Source organism: Pseudarthrobacter siccitolerans, from assembly GCF_030823375.1.
Classification (GTDB): Bacteria; Actinomycetota; Actinomycetes; order Actinomycetales; family Micrococcaceae; genus Arthrobacter; species Arthrobacter siccitolerans_A.
The window spans coordinates 1661842-1682020 of record NZ_JAUSXB010000001.1 but is presented as its reverse complement, the minus strand read 5'-3'; the positions used below and the strand labels follow the sequence as shown (position 1 = coordinate 1682020).

Annotated in this window: 18 protein-coding genes; 9 read left to right on the top strand and 9 right to left on the bottom strand. The window is 56.0% G+C overall.

What is annotated here, in order from left to right; all coding sequences use genetic code 11:
- Positions 1–150: 150 nt before the first annotated feature.
- The 6 genes from QFZ36_RS07865 to QFZ36_RS07840 all read right to left on the bottom strand — a co-directional run bounded on the left by QFZ36_RS07865 (position 151) and on the right by QFZ36_RS07840 (position 8069).
- A complete protein-coding gene (locus tag QFZ36_RS07865) occupies positions 151–1587 on the bottom strand; it encodes a sugar transferase (RefSeq protein WP_306639131.1) in 1437 nt (478 codons plus the stop codon).
- Positions 1588–1637: 50 nt separating this feature from the next.
- Positions 1638–2609 carry a GDP-L-fucose synthase family protein gene (locus tag QFZ36_RS07860; protein WP_306635312.1) on the bottom strand — a complete coding sequence of 324 codons (972 nt, stop codon included), beginning with the start codon at positions 2607–2609 and terminating at the stop codon, positions 1638–1640.
- The gene (gmd, locus tag QFZ36_RS07855; protein ID WP_306635310.1) at positions 2609–3637 is read right to left on the bottom strand and encodes a GDP-mannose 4,6-dehydratase; all 1029 of its coding nucleotides are present in this window, start codon (positions 3635–3637) and stop codon (positions 2609–2611) included. The genes QFZ36_RS07860 and gmd overlap by 1 nt, the downstream gene beginning before the upstream one ends.
- 33 nt (positions 3638–3670) lie before the next feature.
- Positions 3671–4894: a glycosyltransferase gene (locus tag QFZ36_RS07850; RefSeq protein WP_306635308.1), complete on the bottom strand. Its 1224-nt coding sequence runs from the start codon at positions 4892–4894 to the stop codon at positions 3671–3673.
- A 780-nt stretch (positions 4895–5674) separates the two neighbouring features.
- Complete coding sequence (locus QFZ36_RS07845) at positions 5675–6799, bottom strand: glycosyltransferase (protein ID WP_306635307.1); 1125 nt, start codon at positions 6797–6799, stop codon at positions 5675–5677.
- Positions 6800–6809: 10 nt separating this feature from the next.
- Positions 6810–8069: a glycosyltransferase family 4 protein gene (locus QFZ36_RS07840; RefSeq protein WP_306635305.1), complete on the bottom strand. Its 1260-nt coding sequence runs from the start codon at positions 8067–8069 to the stop codon at positions 6810–6812.
- Between the two features lie 68 nt (positions 8070–8137).
- Between QFZ36_RS07840 and QFZ36_RS07835 the strand changes: the two genes are divergently transcribed.
- The 5 genes from QFZ36_RS07835 to QFZ36_RS07820 all read left to right on the top strand — a co-directional run bounded on the left by QFZ36_RS07835 (position 8138) and on the right by QFZ36_RS07820 (position 13686).
- Positions 8138–9289 (top strand): glycosyltransferase family 4 protein, encoded by a 1152-nt coding sequence (locus QFZ36_RS07835; protein ID WP_306635303.1) that lies wholly within the window; start codon positions 8138–8140, stop codon positions 9287–9289.
- A gap of 15 nt (positions 9290–9304) precedes the next feature.
- A complete protein-coding gene (locus QFZ36_RS07830; RefSeq protein WP_306635301.1) occupies positions 9305–10528 on the top strand; it encodes a glycosyltransferase in 1224 nt (407 codons plus the stop codon).
- A gap of 28 nt (positions 10529–10556) precedes the next feature.
- On the top strand, positions 10557–11789 hold the full coding sequence (locus tag QFZ36_RS07825; RefSeq protein ID WP_306635300.1) for a hypothetical protein: 1233 nt from the start codon (positions 10557–10559) through the stop codon (positions 11787–11789).
- 2 nt (positions 11790–11791) lie between these two features.
- The gene (locus QFZ36_RS20930; RefSeq protein WP_373427028.1) at positions 11792–12304 is read left to right on the top strand and encodes a DapH/DapD/GlmU-related protein; all 513 of its coding nucleotides are present in this window, start codon (positions 11792–11794) and stop codon (positions 12302–12304) included.
- Between the two features lie 647 nt (positions 12305–12951).
- On the top strand, positions 12952–13686 hold the full coding sequence (locus QFZ36_RS07820) for a hypothetical protein (protein ID WP_306635298.1): 735 nt from the start codon (positions 12952–12954) through the stop codon (positions 13684–13686).
- Positions 13687–13921: 235 nt separating this feature from the next.
- Here the strand turns inward: QFZ36_RS07820 and QFZ36_RS07815 are convergent, their stop codons facing one another.
- Positions 13922–14068: a hypothetical protein gene (locus tag QFZ36_RS07815; protein WP_306635296.1), complete on the bottom strand. Its 147-nt coding sequence runs from the start codon at positions 14066–14068 to the stop codon at positions 13922–13924.
- Positions 14069–14241: 173 nt separating this feature from the next.
- On the opposite strand from QFZ36_RS07815, the gene QFZ36_RS07810 reads away from it, so the two are divergent.
- The 4 genes from QFZ36_RS07810 to QFZ36_RS07795 all read left to right on the top strand — a co-directional run bounded on the left by QFZ36_RS07810 (position 14242) and on the right by QFZ36_RS07795 (position 16187).
- Entirely contained in the window at positions 14242–14640 is a 399-nt protein-coding gene (locus QFZ36_RS07810; protein ID WP_306635294.1) for a transposase family protein, read from the top strand.
- 207 nt (positions 14641–14847) lie between these two features.
- Positions 14848–15093 carry a transposase gene (locus tag QFZ36_RS07805; protein WP_306635293.1) on the top strand — a complete coding sequence of 82 codons (246 nt, stop codon included), beginning with the start codon at positions 14848–14850 and terminating at the stop codon, positions 15091–15093.
- Complete coding sequence (locus QFZ36_RS07800) at positions 15081–15542, top strand: transposase (protein WP_306635291.1); 462 nt, start codon at positions 15081–15083, stop codon at positions 15540–15542. Before QFZ36_RS07805 ends, QFZ36_RS07800 begins: the two co-directional genes overlap by 13 nt.
- 138 nt (positions 15543–15680) lie before the next feature.
- Entirely contained in the window at positions 15681–16187 is a 507-nt protein-coding gene (locus tag QFZ36_RS07795) for a Mu transposase domain-containing protein (RefSeq protein ID WP_306635289.1), read from the top strand.
- Here the strand turns inward: QFZ36_RS07795 and QFZ36_RS07790 are convergent.
- The gene (locus QFZ36_RS07790; RefSeq protein ID WP_306635287.1) at positions 16167–17660 is read right to left on the bottom strand and encodes a polysaccharide biosynthesis tyrosine autokinase; all 1494 of its coding nucleotides are present in this window, start codon (positions 17658–17660) and stop codon (positions 16167–16169) included. The two genes, QFZ36_RS07795 and QFZ36_RS07790, sit on opposite strands and share 21 nt — an antisense overlap.
- 780 nt (positions 17661–18440) lie before the next feature.
- Positions 18441–19457, bottom strand: coding sequence for an acyltransferase family protein (locus QFZ36_RS07785; protein WP_306635285.1), 1017 nt, complete (start codon positions 19455–19457; stop codon positions 18441–18443).
- Positions 19458–20179 lie beyond the last annotated feature (722 nt).

Genomic DNA, 20179 nt, shown 5'->3' with positions numbered 1-20179 from the left:
AGCGCTTTTTTGGCACCTCGAGCGCGTGGCCACAGAAGTTTTTGTGACGGTTCCGAGCGACTCGTCCGAAAGTCTCCCAAATGCGTTCTGGCTAACGGTGTTGACATGCAGGTAATCCCCCAAGGTGCTAACGAGCGTACTAGTTGTCTTTTAGTAAGCGCCTGTGCTTTGAAAGACAGCCCTGACAGTACGAAGGAGGATGATCAAATCACCAGCCAGTGACCAGTTCTCAACGTAGTACAGGTCCAGGCGCACGGAGTCTTGCCACGACAAATTCGAGCGACCGCTGACCTGCCATAGGCCTGTCAGTCCAGGCTTGACTAGAAGTCGACGTCGCACGTCGTGCTCGTAAGCATCTACCTCGCGAGGCAAAGGCGGACGGGGGCCGACCAAGCTCATGGAGCCTGCGACTACGTTGAACAATTGCGGAAGTTCGTCGAGACTGTACCGGCGTAGGATCTTGCCCACTCGCGTTATTCTGGGATCTTCTTTGATTTTGAACAACAGGCCGCTGCCTTGGTTCTCTCCCGCCAGCCGCTCCAGAAGTTCTTCGGCATCTACTACCATCGATCGAAATTTCAGCATCGTAAATTGAGTGCCCTCGATGCCAACGCGTTCTTGGCGGAAAAAAATGGGACCGCGGCTGTCCACTCGAACTATGACCGCCAGTAAAAGCATCAGCGGCGAGGCTAATAGAAGGAGGGCGGACGCAACGGCTACGTCGAAAAGCCTTTTAGCAACCCCCTGTCCGCCTTCCAAAGTTGGAGTCGTTACGTGGATTAGCGGCAGTCCTGCGACTTGTTGGGTATGGATGCGAGGACCAGCGACGTCTGTCAAGGCAGGAGCCATGATGAGTCCCACGTTTCGGGACGCGAGCTCCCACCCCAGATGTCGGAGGATTTGCGGATGCAGTTGAACGCCGGCGGACACGGCTACGGCATCTGCGTTGCACTCTTCGATGGCTTGAAGAATTGACGACGATTCCGGTGTATGCCCTAGTATCGGCAAGCCTGACACCGGCTCCACTTGGAAGCTTTCCTGTGCCCCGGGGGAATACGCTGCGACGGGGAGGTAGCCAGCGTGCCTCGCACTTTGAAGGGACGCTGCGAGATGGGCGATTGCTCCCGGGCCTCCCAAGAGTAATAAACGTGACATGCTTTTCCCGTTTTGGCGGTCTACATTCAGGTGCTGACGTAGCAACCACCGTGCCAACAGAAGACCGCACAAACCCACCGGAAGAGCAATCCCAACGTAACCGCGAGCGGTGTCAATTCGGAGAACAAAGGAAAAAATGGCAACCAAGCCGAACAGCCACAATGAGGCGGCAGCGACGCGCTTGTATTCATCAGGTCCAGCTCCTAGAACATGGCTTTGGCGACTGTTCCAAGCGCCAAGCATGAACCACCAGGTTACGGCTAGCAGTACCGAGAACCAAAGATAGTTGAATTCCTGTCCCTCAACCACGAATTCCGGCTCAATGCCGAACCTTACAATATAGGCGCCAGCTACGGCCCAAATGATGACGAATGCATCGACGATACGCAGTAACCGACTGGTCTTTGTCCGCCAATCGGATGCTCGAATCATTTCCACCCACTTTGATCCAACCAATTCAATTAGGCTATCCACTGCTAGTTCTAACTTCGGACCGTCTTGAGGTTCGCGCGGTACCAGTCGACGGTTGAGCGGATGCCGTCTTCGAGTTTAATAGATGACTTCCAACCTGCACCCGATAGTGTCGAAACATCCAGGAGCTTCTGGGGCGTTCCGTCCGGTTTGGAGTCATCCCACTCGATCTTGCCTTCAAATCCAACAGCAGCGGCAACTATGGAGGCCAATTCTTTTATCGTGACGTCGGTGCCTGTTCCTACATTTACTTGCGCCGGACCATCGTAATGTTCGAGCAGGTGGAGGCAGGCGGCCGCCATATCGTGGACGTGGAGGAACTCGCGCCGCGGTTGGCCCGTTCCCCAGTTGGTCACCGCTTGTGACCCAATGCTGGCAGCCTCGTCGAAGCGGCGGATGAGGGCAGGGAGAACGTGCGAACCCTTGGTGGAGAAGTTGTCTCCAGGTCCGTAAAGATTGGTAGGCATAGCGGAAATCCAGGGCAGTCCAAACTGTCGCCTGACGGCTTGGACCTGCATAATCCCGGCAATCTTTGCTATTGCGTAGGCGTCATTGGTTGGTTCAAGGTGACCCGTCAAGAGGGAATCTTCTCGGATCGGTTGGTCGGCGAGTTTGGGATAGATGCACGACGAGCCGAGGAACAGGAGTCGTTCGACACCGTACTGTTGTGCTGCATCGAGAACATTTACCTGTATTTGAAGATTGTCGCTAAGGAAATCGACGGGAAAAGTGCTGTTCGCCAATATGCCGCCAACCTTTGCAGCAGCCAGAACAACATACCGGGGCTTCGTTTCCGCAAAGAAGGAAAAAACCTGTTGGCGGTTTTTCAGGTCGAGCTCTGAAGAGGTCCTTCCCACCAAGTGCTCGAATCCGTGCAAGGCAAGATGTCGCCAAATTGCCGACCCCACGAGGCCGCGATGGCCTGCGACATAGAAGGTAGAAGAACGGTCCAGAGGAGCTGGCGAATAGCCGCTTTCCGCCATCAGTTTGTCCAGCTTTCTAGGTTTACTGCGTCTATCCAGTGACTGCCGGCGTTTTTTAGTGCCTCGACGTCGGCGTCCACCATGATCCGGGCGAGCTCAGGGGTGTGGACTGACGCCTTCCATCCAAGCTTCTGTTGCGCCCTAGAGGCGTCGCCAACAAGTGCATCTACTTCCGTCGGGCGGAGGTAACGTTCATCGAACCGTACGTGATCTTCCCAGTTGAGTCCGGCATGCTCAAATGAGATTTGGAGGAAATCGCGCACAGTGTAGTTGCCACCCGTAGCTAAGACAAAATCATCGGGCTCGTCGGCTTGCAGCATCCGCCACATGCCTTCGACGTATTCGGCCGCGTATCCCCAGTCGCGAACGGCGTCGAGGTTACCCATGTATAGCAGATCCTGTTTACCTGCCTTGATAGCTGCAACAGCACGCGTAATTTTCCGGGTGACGAAGGTTTCACCGCGACGTGGCGACTCGTGATTAAAAAGTATTCCGTTCACAGCAAACATCCCGTAGGCCTCGCGGTAGTTTTTTGTGATCCAATAGCTATAAACTTTTGCAGCGCCGTAGGGCGAGCGAGGATAAAAGGGGGTTTCTTCGTTTTGAGGGGGAGGCGTTGCTCCGAACATTTCTGATGAAGAAGCCTGGTAAAACCGCGTTTTGATACCCGACATCCTTACTGCTTCGAGCAGGCGTGTCGTACCCACGCCCGTCGTGTCAGCTGTATGCTCGGGTTCGTCAAATGAAACCCGGACATGTGATTGTGCAGCAAGGTTATAGACTTCATCGGGCTTGATTTCCGCTAACAGCGTTACCAACCTAGCTCCGTCGCTCAAATCGCCATAGTGGAGAAAAAGGTTTGCGTGGGGGTCGTGGGGATCCACGTACAGGTGGTCCACTCTCGCCGTATTGAATGTCGATGCCCGGCGGATGAGCCCGTGGACTTCGTATCCTTTCTTAAGCAAGAGTTCTGCGAGGTACGAGCCGTCTTGCCCTGTAATGCCCGTAATTAGTGCGCGCTTTGTCATTGTGCCCCCTGAAGAAAAAGAAAGTCGCGCGACCTATCGGCCGCGCGACGATGCCAGACTCGTGATGAAATCATCATACTTGCCTATGGCGACGTCTTCCGACAATGTTTCACGCCTGAAGCGCAGTGCATTCTCAGCCAGTCGTGCCGCAAGCGCTGGTTCGCGCGCAAGAGCTTCCGCTGCGTCTATCAGAGCCTGTGGATCCGAGGAGTTAACCCTGACGCCGCCGCCAGATCTCTGTATCTCGGAGGCGGTAACACTTTCTGCGTCCGTAGCAGCGATGACTGGAACGCCGGCATTGAAGTAAGAGGTCAGCTTGCTTGGAACCGCCATGTCTTTGATCCCAGGCATCTCATTCACCAGTAGAGCGTCAGCAGTTGCGAGTGCCTGTTGAAACTGTTCATCCGGCAGGGAGTCCATGAACTTGACGCTATCGACTCCCTCGGCCATCAACTCCAGCCGTTTACGCTGGTTGCCATCACCCATCAGGACAAAACGAACGGCGCTTTGTCGGAGGTCCGATAACCGCGCGGCTTCAATGACGTTATCGAGGCCCTGTTTCTTACCCATGTTTCCTGCATGGAGAACTATTATGTCGCTCGGAGCCCATCCGAGCCTTTCCCGCATTTCTTGGTTCCCCGAGGCCGGTGAAGCTGGCAGGTGTGTCCAATTCCGAATGACGTGCACTCGCTCCGCTTTCACGCCAAGCGCCTCAACCATATGTTGTTTGAACCGGTCATGTATGGCTGCAATTCCGTCAGCTGAACACAGAATTTTTGATTCCAGTGCTGACATCAATCGACCCATCTTCTGTCCGCCAGTGCCTGTTTCAATCATCCCGCGGCTGTAGAGATCTTGCGTCCATACGCCAACGGCAGGACGCCGAGGCCATAGGCGTAGACGTAGTATGGCCAGGCCGCTGGCCAGGAGCGCGGGATTAACTACGAGGACTACGTCTGGCTTGTGCCATTTAGCAAACATGAGACGAACCCCGAAGCTAAGCTCCATGTGCAGACGGCCGAGTGCCGTCGGATTCCGCGGAATGTAGTGACGAAGCCGTTTAACTGAGACTCCGTTGATAACCTCCTCGAGCTTCCAACCAGAGTAGCCAGGGCGCGGACGCCATTCCGGGTAATGAGGGTAACCCGTCACCACTCTTACAGAATGCCCTTCCGCGGCAAGACCTTCGGCAAGGCTTGTGGTGTACGGGGCGTTCCCGCTGGGTTCTGGTGAGTAGTTGAGGCCGAGTATGGTCACTCGTAGATTGGTTCGCTTCACGAGTGCAACAATAGGTGGTGTTAAGGCGAACCCAACAAACGAGGCATGTCAATGATTGAGCAGGGGCAGGAGGATGCTGCTGGTATCCGCGTCATCGACCTATCCAAGGCGCCGGGAGAGCAGACAGCCTGGGACAGACCTAAAGCTGTAATTTACTTATGGGCCATCGCTGAGTTGCTTTTTGTGACCAATAGCTGGCAAGTCAGTTCTCGCTTGAGGACTGCGGTCTTGAGGGCCTTCGGTGCCCGTATCGGTCGTGGGGTTATTATGCGTCCCCGTATTCGAGTCAAGTTCCCGTGGAAGCTTCGTGTGGGGGATAATTCTTGGATTGGAGAAGGCGTGTGGATACACAATCAAGATCTGGTCTCGATAGGTGCCAACGTTGTTGTATCGCAGGAAACATTCATAACAACCGGGAGTCACGCCGTTCGTGATGACATGAGGCTTTTGACGAGGCCGGTAATAGTCGAGGACGGGGCTTGGCTAACTACTCGCTGCATTGTTCTAGGGGGCGTTGTGGTAGGCCGTTCTGCAGTGGTCGAGCCATTGACCAAATTAGGTAAGTCAGTCCCAGCTGGCGAGATCTGGGGTGGCGACCCGGCCGTACGGCGCGGCAAGAGGTTCGTCGATTAGGGTTCGCCGAACCCATCTGGTTCAGGCTGCGACTCCCGTATTTACATTTCTGGCTAACGCCTTGGCCGGCTGTGCAGGCTAGCCAGAAAGATTCCACTGACTCTAATGCTGGCGGGGCAGCCCAGGTCACGCCCCGGCCGCTGAGCTAGAGCGCGAATATGCATCTTCTAACTCACGAGCAATTGACTCCATGGTGTATTCAGTTCGGACGAGCTCACGGCCGTTTGCTCCCAGTTCGCGCATGAGCTCGGGTCGCCTCAAAAGACGGTCTATGGCAGCCACAAGGCTGGCGCGATTTTCATCCACGACGAGACCAGCCCTTGCCGAGGCTACGGCTGGTGCGAGTCCGCAACTCTCCGTAATGATGACTGGCAAGCCGACGGACATAGCTTCCAATACGCTCATCGGAAATGGTTCGTCCACTGAAGGAAGCACATACAAAGAAGAGCGTGACATTCGTTCCAACGTGCTGTCCGAATCCAGAGGCCCTTCCCATGAGGTGTTGGCAATCGATGAGCAACGGTGTGCTACTTCTGCCCCTTCCCCTTCATCCGGACCCACCAGTGCAAACTTGACTCTAGGATAATTCCGGTTCAGTTCGCTTGCCGCATCCACAAACAGAAGCGGTCTTTTACGCTTATGTAACCGGGCTAAGAACAAGACCTCGGGTTCAGAATCATCGCGGCGCGGTTTGACATTCGAGTGTGGTACTCCATTTGCCAGTTTCCTCAACGGAAGTGTCGGACCCGCAACGGAGGCTAGCGCTGACCTCTCTGTCGGTGTCAGGTAAAAGATTCCCCTTGCCCTGCGCAGAATAGGTCGCGTCAACAATAAGTCCAACGGCTGTGCTAGGACCTTGTTCGAAGGGTCGATCATGCCGTGGCATTGCAAATACAACGGTGTCTTCTTTTGCACCGCTAGGAGTGCTGCTGGCAGAGTTACAAAGTCTCTTGCCATGTGAACATGTATAACATCTGCGAGATGTGCATGTCGCTGTAGCCAGGCCAACATGCTAGGTGCAGCTATCCCCGCAAAGCCGACCTTTGGAAGCACCTGCCGGGCTGGAAATAGTTTTACGGGCACACCTTGTATTTCAGTCGGGAACGGCTGTTCGAAACCAGACGCCGCCGCCAACAGTGTCACGTCGTGGCCCTTGGCGAGCAACTCTCGACATTGATTTAAGGCCACCGTAACTGGGCCGCCGTAAGAAGCATCAGGCGAGATCAGCGTTGCAACCTGGATAATCTTCAAAGGCATAATGCTATTTCTCCCCCTCTCGTTGATTCGCCGCCAAGGTCCTTAGCACATTCGAAGCCCAATTGCGCCAGTCAGGTAAGAGCTTGGTGTCCCCTGCTGACGATCGGATCCGCTCAGCGCGCTCGTTTCGTTCGTTCGGTCTAAGAACGTCCACGTTGTCCAGCGCTTCAAGAAGTTGGACGCTAGACCCAGCATCGACCAACCTCACGTCCCGCGGGTCTAAGAGCTCCGAAGCCCCTGCTTCACGAGTGGTTATCACAGGAAGACCACTACCAGCGGCTTCTAGCACCACGAGTCCGAACGCATCTTCCAGGGTTGGAAATACAAAGGCGTCGACCTCAGCCATAAGCCGGGCTACTTCGCTGTGAGATTTGGGGCCCAAGTAGGTAACTTCGTCGGGCATGCTCTCCGTTAGTGATTTGTCTACCACATTACCAACCAGCAGGACCTCAGTTGACGAGTGCTTAGCCGCTTCAAAGAGAAAGGGAATTCCTTTGCGATAACTGATCTGCCCCACGTATAGCACTCTAGCTTTATGAGTTGGAATTAGGTGACGTTCTGCCCGCGGTGCAAAAGCCGACAAATCGACGCCATATGGAGCAGGGATGATCTTGTTCTCGTCAATGCCGAGCCGGCCTAACTGCGCGCTTAGAGACCTCGACGGGCTAATCACATGGTCTGCTTCCAAAAGCTCTTGTTCAAGTATCTCGCATTTTTCACGACTTACACGTTCTAGTGGCGCTACGCCTCTTCCGTAGTGTTCGTCGAGAACTTCGTTCAAATGACTCGGGAGGCCGTCAACTTGGTGATGCACTTTTCGCAGGTTGGGGTGTTGCTGGTAGGTCAGTAGAGCGGCACCAGGCATACAAACTATTGCATCGGCCGCGGATAAGTTGCGGCCCGCTACGACTGAATCGAATTTCCTCTTCAGGCGCCAGGTGTCAACTCCCGAGTAAAGCAACGGCGGCATTAACTGCGAAAGTTGTCTCTGTAGTTCAAACTGCGGATAGATCTCAGTTAGAGGGATGTCACTTGTCACACCTCGCTGAAGGCGTCCTGCGGCATTTTTCAAACCCGTCAAGTTTGCCATGTGACCTATAGCACGCGCGACACGCCTAGAAGGCATTATTAATTCAGTCAGCTGCTGCTCGGCGTTGGCATAACCTGCCAGTTTTAGTATGGACCCTTCCGGGTAAGGTGCACTGATTGCAAGCCTTAAAGGAAACGATCCGACGCTGCTATTCAAGTTGCCACCTGTCACCATGCTATAATTACACCATATTTGCCCGCTGAGCGGTGACATTGTCTCGTCTAATTGCAAGGAATAACTCAGTGGTCAGTGCTCGTCCGGTGGTATTGTGGGTTACTAACTTTGCGGCTCCCTATCGCCTGCCGGTGTGGAATTCGCTGAGCTCAATCATGCCGCTAACTATTGGTCTGTTAGAGTCAGCGGCCAGCATCGCGAAGGATGGCTCCGCCAATCGGGGCGACGACTGGAAGCCTAGCGACGAAAGTAATCTGTCCTTCTTCGTTTTCAAAACTAGGAAATTTCGCCACGGAGAAGCTCGGTACTACTTGTCCTGGAATCTTCCCGATCTTTGGCGTGCTTCCGCCTCGGAGGTTGTCGTATTTGGGGGATGGGAATCGCCCATCTATTGGCAGCTGCTGATTTTATGCCTTCTTCGCCGGCGTCGCAGGGTGGGCTTCTATGAGAGCACGCTAGCGTCGCAAGGCTATTCGCGAGGACCAATCTCCTGGTTGCGTCGACTGTTTTTCTCTTCGATGCACGTAACCGTAGTACCCGGCGCCGCTGCCCGGGCTGCAGTTCAGCAGATGCGTGTTCCGGATAGGAAAATTTTGGAGGGATTCAACGCCGTCGACGTCTATAAGTTCCGGGGTGTAGCGGACGCCGCTTCAATTGAGCTACAGACTGAAGGCGGACACCGATTCGTCTACATCGGACAGTTTATTGCGCGCAAGCGGGTGGATGAGATTATTCGGTCATTCAATGCTGCACGAGGACCAGAAGACACCTTGCTTATCGTCGGACGTGGCCCTGAGAGGGAGCAGCTAAGCCGCGTTGCTGAAGGTTCCTCATATATTAACTTCACAGACTACGTTCCAAACGAAGACATCGCCCAGTTGCTGGCTCGCCAGCACACCTTGGTCCTGGCCTCTGATGTTGAGGTTTGGGGACTTGTCGTTAATGAAGCGCTTGCTAGCGGGATGCATGTGGTCGTCTCTGAGAACTGTGGTGTAGTACCTTCCGTTCGAAACATGCCCGGTGTCTTCGTAGCGCAGCCAGGCCTCAATGATCTTGCTGACAGGATGAAGCAGTCGAAGCGTGAGTGGACCGGGCGCATTCGTGATCCGGAAATACTTCGCTGGACTCCCGAACGGTTCGCAAGATGCTTTGCCGTGGCTATAACTGGGTCCTACAAATCCGAAAGAGCCAGCGAAGAAGTCCGCCCCTATAAGTATTGAATAGGACGTTATTTTATGCGCGTTCTCGTCGCTTTCCACGATGAGTCCATGGGAGGCACTTCCCGGTCGGCTTTAGCTTTCGCCGAAACTTGGAAGGACGCTGGTGCACACGTGAAACTGTACTGCCCGAGTTCCCCGCACTCGGCTCGTTTGAGGCAGTTGTGGCAGATGGGGGTGGAAGTAACCAATGATCTGTCCGACATCGGGCTCTTCACGCCTGACCTGCTGCACATCCATCACGGTGCACCTAGCGGTGCCACCACGACGTGGGTTAGCCGCCTCTTGTCATACTGCGAGGACTTCGCGCCTGCAGTGCTTACTCATGACATATTTGGGCAAGGTCTTGGTAGAACCATCGAAAAAGGTCTCCGGAGCCAAGGTACACGTTCCCACGTCGTAGGTCTGCTCGGCGATTGGCTCGCAACTCAACATTCTGCCCAGTACGGGTCGCTGAGTCATGTACGGCGGATTATCCCTAATCCACAGGACTTTTCATTTTTTCGCCGCCCTACCTCGACGGAACGGTTAGATGCGCGTGCGGCTCGGCAAATCCTGCCTAATGAGAAAGTCATTCTCCGCATAGGCTCGCCTATTGCTGAGAAGTGGACTTTGGCTGGCTACTTAAAGCTCGCGGAGTGCGTAGCTAATACGCCGAACTACAGGCTGCGACTCATAGGGGCTCCTAGGAAACTAGTTGACGCCTTGCCCGCGCTACCGCGGATAGAGGTGCTGCAGACCATAGCTGACGACGAGGTGCTGCGAGCTGAGTACTGGGCTGCTGACGTATTCATGCACTGGGCTGATCGAGGCGAGTCTTTTGGTAATGTCATCTTGGAAGCGTTGGGGTGTGGCCTTCCCGTTGCCTATCGATCGCGGGAGTTTCGCGATAATACCCCCTGGGAATTCCAAAGCCTGTCAGGGTTCTCTTATGCGTCTAATACAGATCACTGGCTGACCATGGCCCGGCGCCTAGGGAGAGACAGCTTCACCGTGTCCGCCGCCGATGCAACGGGCTTAGAGAAATACGGCCAAGAACAGTTGCGGAGTCGGTTGAGTTACATAGTCTCGGAAGTAGATGCTGTCGGTAATCGTTTGGATGCTGGCGCGATTGTAAAAATATTGCAACAGGGTTTTCGGGAGCCTGTTGGCCTGCCCAAGACCCATAGGTGGAGGGTCGCTTTGCGGCACAACCCTGTGGCGGCATCGGCAAAATTTCTGAAGCATAGGTTCCGGCTGTGAGGCATCCCGTTTCCGAAACAGTGATGCCGTGATCATCGGGAATGCCCTTGGGCGTATTTTTGGTCAGGCACTGCTCTTGCTCCCAAATTTCCTAGTCTCTATAACGGCAGCTCATAAACTTGACACAGTGGCATTAGCCGCTTTTTTCATTGCTTGGACGATCGAATCTCAGTGGATCGCAGGGGTACGGGCCATACTTGTGCCCGCGATTGTGCTACGCCACGGACGGCCCGGTCTACTGGCGATATTGGGGTCCTTGAGTGGTGTTGCCCTTTTGCCCGGCGGAGTGATGCTGCTGATCGCATTGAAGGGCGGAGTCGGTATGGCTGGATCTATTGCCGTTGCCCTAACGCCGCTCGTTCTCGGCACTTTGGACTGCGCGCGTGCAATTTTGGCGAAGTCGGCCGACCGCCGCTCAAGACTTCTGGCTGTGGACGCGTCGCCAATGGTCGGAGCGGCCGGCTTCCTGGCGTGCGCATATTTCGCGGCTATCCCTTACGACTTGGCTACGGCTGCGTTCGGGTTGGTGGTTGGAAGCGTTTTTGGCTTGTGTCTCGCCCTGGTAGGGCTTCGTCACTCCTCAGAGGAGGTCGACCCCCTTCTGCAGTGGCTTAGGAGTAGGCGATCCCTACTACTGACGGGGGGGCAGGAATGGCTGGTTTTTGCGATCGTCGGGCTTTTGAGTATTGGTGTTATTAACACCCTGGCGGGTCCGGAAGCCGTAGCTGGCATCCGGCTTGCAGAGACCCTGCTCGCGCCTCTTGGAGTAGTCGTGCTGGCTGTTCCCGTTGTTCTGGCGCCAGTCATTCAGAGCCTTGATAGTGCAGGCGGCAAATGGCCAACACCGCTGAAGGTAACGGTTGGCCTACTAACGGGCTGCGGGGTGGTGTGGGTCGCTGTGATTCTCCTCGTACCAGATGCCTGGCTCGCCTTTGTTGTTGGCAGTCACGTAGACGAAGCGCGCTTGGCAGCTGCCGGACTGGGCTTGGGTGCCATCGCCAGCCTAGGAGCTGCTGTTTTTTCCATGGTCTTGAAGCGCCGAAACGAGCTTGTGAGGCTGCGAATGGTCAGGTGGGGAGAACTGGTCATCGCTGTTCCTTGCGTTGCCGTCGGAGCCCTGATGAATGGAGTTGCTAGTGCGGCGGCTAGCATTTCAGTGCTGCAGGTGATCGGGGCAATTAGTCTAGTCGTAGCTGAGAGAGCAAGTGCACTTCGACGAGCCGGTCGTCAAACAGCGCGCCGACTTGAGCGGAAAGTTTGATTATGAATATTCATGTGTACAAGTCAGCACGTGTCGGTAGATGGGCACTGAGTCGTGCCCTACGCGCAGTAGCAAGGGGTGTACTCGTACCCCATAGGCTGCGCCGCGCCCTGCTGCGCGAAGCTGGTGTAAGCGTCGGAGACAGCATGATTCTTGATGGAGTTCACATCACCGGTGACCACCTTAGTTTAAGCGACGATGTGTTCATCAACGCAGGTTGTTATCTCGACGCGAGAGCGCCTGTAACTTTCGAGCGGTCGGTAAATGTCGGCATGAGAGCCCAATTTCTTACGTCTACGCACCGGATCGGACCCTCAAGTAAACGTGCGGGACTTGTGGATTTCAGGCCGATCCGCATCGGCGAGGGTGCGTGGGTTGGCGCGGGCGCAATAATCCTAGGCGGGGTCTCCGTCGGGCCTGGGTGCATCGTAGCCGCCGGCGCAGTCGTCACGCGCGACGTTCCTGCAAATACGCTGGTTGCCGGAGTACCGGCACGGATAATTCGAGATCTATGACGACGTCGTACTTGTGGCCTGCGGCAGGTGAGGAATCATGATCTACCCCAGGGAACAACAAGACGGAGGCCAGTAGGATGCAGTGGATAGTATGGGGTCTACTATTACTCGGCATTGTGGTCCGATGGAAAAGCGCGCCCGCCTGGCCGGGTTTGGTCACGGGCTCACTACTGGCACTCCTCGGGACATTTGGCGGGACACTTTGGACATGGTCTGCGCTAAATAATGGGTCAGGTCTCCCCAGAGGAGTGATTGGGGATCCTGGCGCAACTGAGGCCTTTTTTTGGGCTGCAATTGGTTCTATTTTGGCAGCCATCATGCTGCCAAAACGCCTTCGGGGATCCGGAGGCGTCCCCGGTGTCGCTACATCCAATTGGCCTCTTTACCAGCGCTATTCACTTGCCGCCTCGTTCACTGGGTACGTCGTATGGCTGCTAGGGCAAGGACCGAGCTTCTTCAGTCGAATGATTTATGCACGGACCGACGGAATTGACTTTTTCATACGACTTACCGGCTTCATCGGCCCTGTCTTAGGCCTAACCGCCCTAGTTATAGGTATTGCTGGTACAGCAACGAAGCGGGATAGGCTACTGCAAGTCGCCTTAGGCACGATGTGGTTTGTATCAGGGGCCGTCGTCGGAACGCGTATGGCAGTAGCTTTTCCTTTGGCTGTCTTGTTAGTATTCGCGGTGACTTGCTGGCGTCGGAGATCCTTGTCATCAGTTTTAATAGCTATATTCGGACTTTATGTATCGACTTACGCCGCCTTGGCGGCTTTTACCCTGTCATTGACCGTTCGGGGGCAGTCCCATGGATTGCTCGCGCTAGGTGCTCTGCTTCGCGACGATCGTATACCTCGATTTATCGACCCGACCCAGTGGGTGGTCGCCATTCAGCTCTTGGTTTCATCCGTAACAGCGTCTGTTCCTATTACGGAATTATCCGTGGCCAGAGCGCCCTCAGCTCGCCTTTTATTGCTCAATGCGAACCCGCTACCGTCGCAATTTCTTAACCTTGACACGTTTGATCAAGAGCGGCTATGGCCTTTTGCCTGGATCCCGCTGTCCATGGTCGGTGAATGGTATGGGGCTACTGGTGCTCTAGGTCAGGTCGCGCTATTTTTCCTAATCTCACTGATCGCTGCGGTCGGCGTTGCTATCGGTATGACCAGCCGCAACCCCCTAGTGGTGGCCGTCGTCCTGGGCATGTCGTCAATAGTGCTGGTGATGAGCATTCAGTATCCGTCAAGGTCGTTTTGGCGTGGAGTCAGTTTGCTGATATTGGCCACTTTAGTCGCGTATTTCTGGAATAAATTCAGTGCAACTTCACGCGGCGGCCTCGCCCATCCGGATCATCAGCCCAGGAATGAGACCACGAGGTAATGCGCACACTTGACTTCTCTGAATGAGAATATTTCTCGTCTTCTCAAGAGTTCCTACATTTCGAAGTGAACGTACCTGGCGTGGTCGAAAAGTGCCACAGCCCTAGTGGTGATACCTGTGACCACGGGGTCGGGTTCGGCCCGAGTATGCCCAGCGGCGTCCACCGACCGGATCAGCTACGAGCCCGGGATCGCGCGTAGTGCGATTTGGTGCTTCCCTGACCTGACTCATTGGCTTACTGCGTGAGTTTCGAACTTCGGATCGCGTCGAGAATGGGCTGCTGTTCGTTTGTGATGACGGGGGCGAAGGTCTGGGTGCTGCCGTTGATGGCGAAGGGCCGCCAAAGATCGTGGTAGGAGCCGATGATCTCGGAGGCGGCCATGAGATCCGCGGAATGTTCTTAACGGCTCTTCGCGGTTCCCGGGGAAATAGGTTCGTGTTGTAGCAAGCAGAGGACTCGTGGTCCTGCTGGGATGAGTGTTACTACGCATTCAACCCGAACAGGAACCACGAGCCTTGTTAGAGCCTACTGGGGCTGGCCATGATGCTGCCAGCTTGATCTTCAACCTGCCTGATTACCGGGTCGTCGGCACCGTTCTGCTCCCGGGCGGGATCCGCAACGTCACTGTGGAGTCCACGTTCCCGCCGGGGTGCCCGAGCTGCGGAGTGATCGCTTCCCGGGTCAAGGAGCGCCGCTGTCGGAAGCTGCGCGACATTCCGGTCGCGGGCGTGATGGTGCTCCTTTGGGACAAGCGGCGCTGGTGCTGTGACGAGTATTTGTGTGAGCGGAAATCGTTTTGCGAAGCGACGCCGCAGATCCCGCGCCGGGCACGATCTACACGCTGGCTCCGTGATTTGCTGGTGGACGCGGTCATCGATTCCGGTCGTGCGGTTTCCGAGACGGCGATGGCGTTCGGGATTTCGTGGTTGGCTGGTCCAGCAGGTCATCGGTGACGCTGCCCTCCGCCTTCCGGACGTGTACTTGCTGGCGCCGAGGGTGTTGGGCATCGATGAGTACCGCTGCCGCTCCGTGCAGTTCTTCCAGGACCCTGCCACGAAGGCCTGAACCCAGTACAAGCGGTGGATGACCGCGATCGTTGATCTGGACACCGGCCAGGTCCTGGGGATCGTGGACGGCAGGGACCACAAGGGCGTCGGCGAGTGGCTGTTCGCCCGGCCCCTTCAGTGGCGGCTCGGGTGCAGGTCGTCGCGATCGACCCGTCCGCGGCGTTCCGGAAGGCGCTGCGGACGTGGTTGCCGCGCACGGCGGTGTCGGTGGATCTTTTCCACATGACCATGTTGGCCAGCGACATGCTCACCACGGTCCGGCAGGGCTTGTCGCAGCAGGTTCGGGCCGGCGGGGCAGGACCACGGACCCTGCCTGGGCGAACCGGATGCTGCTGCTGAAAGCAAATGAAAATCTTTCAGAACGGGGCCGCCACCGGCTGGCGGGAGTGTTCGCCGCTGACGACCCGACCGGCAGTCTCGAGGCTGCCTGGCGGGTCAAGGAACAGCTCCGGAGCCTGCTGAACACCAGCTCTCTCGAGGACGTGGGTGCGGCCAAGAACGCGCTTGCTGACCTCGTGGCACGCGCCGCGATGCCGGAAACAAACAGACTCTACCGGACCGTGTGCCGATGGTGGAAAGAGATCGAAGTCCTCATCGTCACCGGTGCAACCACGGCCAAGGTAGAGGCTGACAACACTGCAATAAAAACATCAAGCGAACCGCGCGCGGCTATCGGAAATCGGGACAACTACAAATCGCATATTCTCTTTAAAAGTGCAGCCCGAAATGGCAGCATGAGCATTCACCTCAGCAGACCATTCCCCGGGAACCTTGAAGAGCCCCTTTGATCTGCTGGGCGGAATGTGGTCGCTGCTGCAGGAGGCCGGTGCAGTGCCCAATCAGCTAGTCTGGGACAACGAGTCAGGGATCGGCCAGGGCCGGCTGACCGAGCCGGCGGCGGCGTGCTGGGCTGCGAGATCCGGCAGTTGCCGGCACGGGATCCGGAATCCAGGGGCATGGTGGAGCGGATGAACTGCTACTTCCGCCAGGGCTCCATGCCCGGCCGGACGTTCGCGTCCCGGCTGGATTTCAAGGACCAGCTCGCGGACTGGCTGCCGCGGGCGAACGCCCGCTACTCCCGGACCCGGCACGGCCGTCCGGCCGAGCTCTTCGTCCGTGACCGGGACGCGATGCAGCTGTTGACTCCGGTGGCGCCCGCGTTCGCCTTCCGCAGCAGCATTCGGCTGCCACGGGACTACAACGTGCGGGTCTTCTCCAACGACTATTCCGTGGACCCGGGCGCGATCGGGCGGATCGTGGACGTCGAAGCAGACCTAGAAAAAGTGACCGTAAGCGCCGATAGCCGGCTGCTCGCCAGCCACGAGCGGCGGTGGGCCAGGCACCGGATCTTCACGGACCCCGAGCACGTGGACAAAGCCGCCTCCCTCCGACGGATCCAGTTTATTCTTCTATTACTCATTCCTGAACTTTAGGGACGGATACACATTCGCGGGGCGAGCGTATTCTTCACGCGGGACCAACGTTTCAGGTACAGGGACGGCCTGGCGGCTGCTGGCGTGCCTGTCGGACCTTAAACCCTCCATGTCACGAGAACCTGGTTCGCTGCTGTAATAGCTGTAGGCGTAGGCGTCGGGGCCTTTGGCGGGAAGACGATTCAAGACCACGCCCAACAAAGTGGCGCCAACCATGCTGAGGGCACTTAGGGACTTCTGCAGATCTTGATGCTTGAGCTTGCTGGATCCAACGACGACGACGACACCACCCACGTGCTGCGACAGTACGGCGGCGTCAGTGACTGGTAGCAAGGGTGGGGCATCAATCACCACTGTGTCGAACGTAGACTCAAGTCTTTCAATTACTGCGCGCATCGCTTGGGATCCCAACAGTTCGCTGGGATTAGGTGGAATCTGACCGGATACCAGGACGAACAAGTCATCGTCACCCCAAGGCTGCAACAACTCGTTAATGTCCATGTCGCCAACGAGAGCAGTTGTTAGACCAACACTTTTGTCTAGGCCTAAGTATTCGTGGACCATCGGGCGCCGGAGGTCAGCATCAACCAAACAAACCGTCTGTCCAGCTTGAGCCAAGGCAATCGCAAGGTTTGTAGCTGTTGTGCTTTTGCCCTCACCAGGCAGCGAAGAAGTAAGGAGAACCGTCCGTGCTTCACCGGTGACGTTTGCAAACTGCAAATTAGTCCGAAGCTGCCGAAACGACTCCGCACGGGGACTTTGGGGCGCGGTTTGAGTCAGCAGAGGCTTCTTGACGGCGTCTTGATCGAAAGTTATGCCGCCCAGCAGCGGCGCATCGGTTAGGTGACGCAAATCGCTTTCGCCCCTGATGCGGTTGTCCAACTTCGTGCGTAATACGGAGCCGCCCACACCAAGGGCTGCACCGATGCACAGTCCCGCGAATAAATTGAGTTTGGTATTCGGGGCAGACGGCGCTAGCGGAGCGTCGGCAGGGTCGATCACTGACAGGCTGACCGGGGAGGTGCCACCCGTTCGGGGGGTCTCAAGTGTGTCTACTGTCTTGATCAAGCTGTTAGAGACGGCTTGGGCGATTGCAGCAGCCTGAGCAGGAGAGCTATCGGAGACGGAAATCTTAATAAGGACAGTATTGATGTCGGTTGTCGCCGTGACTCGTTCCGCTAGTGATTCTGCTGTGACATCTAGCCCCAAACTGTCGATCGCGGGCTGCAGAACCACAGGGGTTGTCACAGTTTTCACATAAGATTGCACGCGCGCCTGACTAAACGTGTTGCCTTGTTGGAGTTCAGTGACTGAACCGGAACTCTGGGTCGCCACAAATAATTGCGTGTCCGCCGTGTATGTGGGCCGGGTGATGATAGAACTAGCACCTCCGACGAGTAGGCCCGCGAAGGTTGCCGCAGCGATCAAAAGCCAGTGGCGCCTCAGAATTCTCAGGTAGTCATGCAGATCCAACGTTGGGCCCCCTGTTGTTTTTTGCTGGGACCCGCCGAGTGGCACGCCACCAGAACGCTCATGTCCGTGCAGTCTCTGCAATTATAGCGACGTTTCCACGGCATCAATTATTCGGGTGGCACCGCTGATATATACGTGTTTTTGCTACGCGGGCAGTCACGTCAGCTGACCTAGTCTCCTTCGCCCGGCCGGTCAAGGTTAAGGGGAACCACGGCTGTGACTTCCCAGCGTTTTCTACACTCTGTAACTCTACGAGCAGGAGGGAGTACAACGTGCGGCCTCTGTGGATGTCAGATGATGCTGCCGATCATCCTGACCCAAGTGAGGACCGGAACGTGGCCGCGGGACGTGCGAGATCGAAAATGCAACGACACCACCAGGTGTAGCGAGCTACGTCTGGTGGTGTCGGTTAACGGTGCGCCGACGCAAGTCTTCCAAGATAACTTATGAAGCGTTCCTGGGGGGTTCCGTGGGATCGAGAGCGGTCTTGAACCGCTGCGCAAATCTTGATCTGCTGCATGGGTTTATCTTGATGGTTCGGCTGTATGAATGCATACATGGCAGTTTTTGACGCTCTCCGGCGCAAGTTTTTTCCGAAGAATGACGAACGCACCCCTCGTGAATGTCGCTATGGCAATCTCCCAGGAGCGCTTGCAAACTGTACCTCGGTAGTCCCAGTGGGTCAGGGTGTGATGCCCGGTGGAGCGGCTTTTTGTTCGGACGGGCATGCCGCACTGGACCAAATTGAACAGTGCATGTGATTCATTAGGAGGGCAGGCCTTAGTCAGCCCGCGAGAAGAGTCGCGTGCCCTGGATCACAAACCATCGCGGTGCGCGAAATAATACAGACTTTGCCCCAAGGGAGTAGATTCCTAGAGAGCAGAATATGGCTGCGGCTGCAACCGCGATGGGCATTACGGCGCGCAGCCACAAAGGCGCCCATTCCATGAAGCCCTGTGCGAAAGCGAGGGAGGCCAATATCGCGATAGGTGTATGCAGAACATAGACCGGCAAAGTTTTCGTGCCGAGTTGCAGCAACGGGGTTACGGGAATAAGCAGTTTGCTAAAGGACAAGCCGGCAATCATTCCAAAAACTGTCCCTAGGAACAACACCCCAGGTATTGCCCCGGCCGGGGACCCAGTGGCGAGCCATAGTGCGCCAGGGCTCCACGCTAAGACCAGGGCGAGGCAGTTGACGGGCGTTAGTCGATTCGCAAACTCAATTATCTGGCCTCGCAGGTGCAGCCCTGCAAGGAAGAAAATATAATACTGTGTCGCTCCATTCCATCCAATATTGCTCGTTGTGTAACCAGATGAGATCGCTATGGACAGAGCTCCCGCCACCAAGGCTTGTGGAAGAAAGGTAGCGCGTTTAGACAGTTTTGCAGTTATGAAGAACAATGCGAGTGCCCAGATGAACCACACTTCGAACCGCGGTCGGATCAGGCTTAGTCCAAGTGCCCCCAGGGTCTTCACTACCTCAAATTGGCCGCCGTTGATGCCCAAGCTAAGAACCGCGAACACGGCTCCGAGGCCAGACCAGATGAGGAAGATCCAGTAAAGCAGCGAGAGCTTTTCTGTCCAGAGATTTACCCATGAGTGTGCAACCCACTTTGCAGCGAATAGCCCCGCGAGCATGAAAAACAGTGGCATTCGAAGCGTTGAAAATGCCGCATTGAATGTTTCCCAGAAGGGAATGCCCAACCCAGCCTCGGTGAGCCAGCCCGAAGTGTGTAACAGGACCACGAGCGTTATCGCTATGCCCCGGGCAGAATCCACCCATGCTAAACGAGCCAACCTACCCCCTAGAAAAGCTCCCTAGATATTCAAAGACTACACGGTAGTTAGGTGTGAGTCGGCGTCAGGCAGGCTCCGCAATTGCTGCGCTGTTGTGCTCGTCACGTAATTTCGATGCTGAATACCGGCTGACATCGATTCCGGACAGGCGATGCTATAGATACGGACTGAGGGCCTCGACAGGGAAGCGAGAGTCTGCACGGTGCGCAAAAGACGATGCAACTGCCGCTTGTCGTTGTCAACGACGTTTTTCTACTTGGGCTGTGGCCGCAAGGACGAAATCCTCGTAGTGTTACCCCAAGGACTCTGGTATGCGGCCGACCTTATGAGTAGCAGGCCAAGCCCCGGCTTCAAGTCACACCAGGAGGGAGGGGCGATTCTCTCCACCGCATCTTCGCATTGCTCCAAGAATGCGAATTGGTTTATCCCTAGACAATCTTTAGGCGACCAGCTCGTAAAAACGGGGGCAAGCACAATGGCTACCGCGGGCAGGTAGGCGCACCAGTCGATCTGGCACTTGCCGAGTAAGTAATGTGACCAAAGCATCACCTGTGCCGCCGCATGGCCGCGAGCAGGCCGCTGGTTCTTCAAGCGTCTGCAGTTGAACCGTAGCGATCACAGACGCGATTTGGGACAATCACAGCAGTCGTTAGCAGTCGACACATTCTGTTGACTTGATGAAGACTTGAGGATGTGTTTGTACCGTCACGGCATGGGTAGGT

Coding starts and splice junctions, on each gene's coding strand:
- QFZ36_RS07865 (WP_306639131.1), bottom strand. CDS start 1,587: ATGATTCGAGCATCCGATTGGCGGACAAAGACCAGTCGGTTACTGCGT.
- QFZ36_RS07860 (WP_306635312.1), bottom strand. CDS start 2,609: ATGGCGGAAAGCGGCTATTCGCCAGCTCCTCTGGACCGTTCTTCTACC.
- gmd (WP_306635310.1), bottom strand. CDS start 3,637: ATGACAAAGCGCGCACTAATTACGGGCATTACAGGGCAAGACGGCTCG.
- QFZ36_RS07840 (WP_306635305.1), bottom strand. CDS start 8,069: ATGGTGACAGGTGGCAACTTGAATAGCAGCGTCGGATCGTTTCCTTTA.
- QFZ36_RS07830 (WP_306635301.1), top strand. CDS start 9,305: ATGCGCGTTCTCGTCGCTTTCCACGATGAGTCCATGGGAGGCACTTCC.
- QFZ36_RS20930 (WP_373427028.1), top strand. CDS start 11,792: ATGAATATTCATGTGTACAAGTCAGCACGTGTCGGTAGATGGGCACTG.
- QFZ36_RS07820 (WP_306635298.1), top strand. CDS start 12,952: ATGGCAGTAGCTTTTCCTTTGGCTGTCTTGTTAGTATTCGCGGTGACT.
- QFZ36_RS07815 (WP_306635296.1), bottom strand. CDS start 14,068: ATGGCCGCCTCCGAGATCATCGGCTCCTACCACGATCTTTGGCGGCCC.
- QFZ36_RS07800 (WP_306635291.1), top strand. CDS start 15,081: ATGCTGCTGCTGAAAGCAAATGAAAATCTTTCAGAACGGGGCCGCCAC.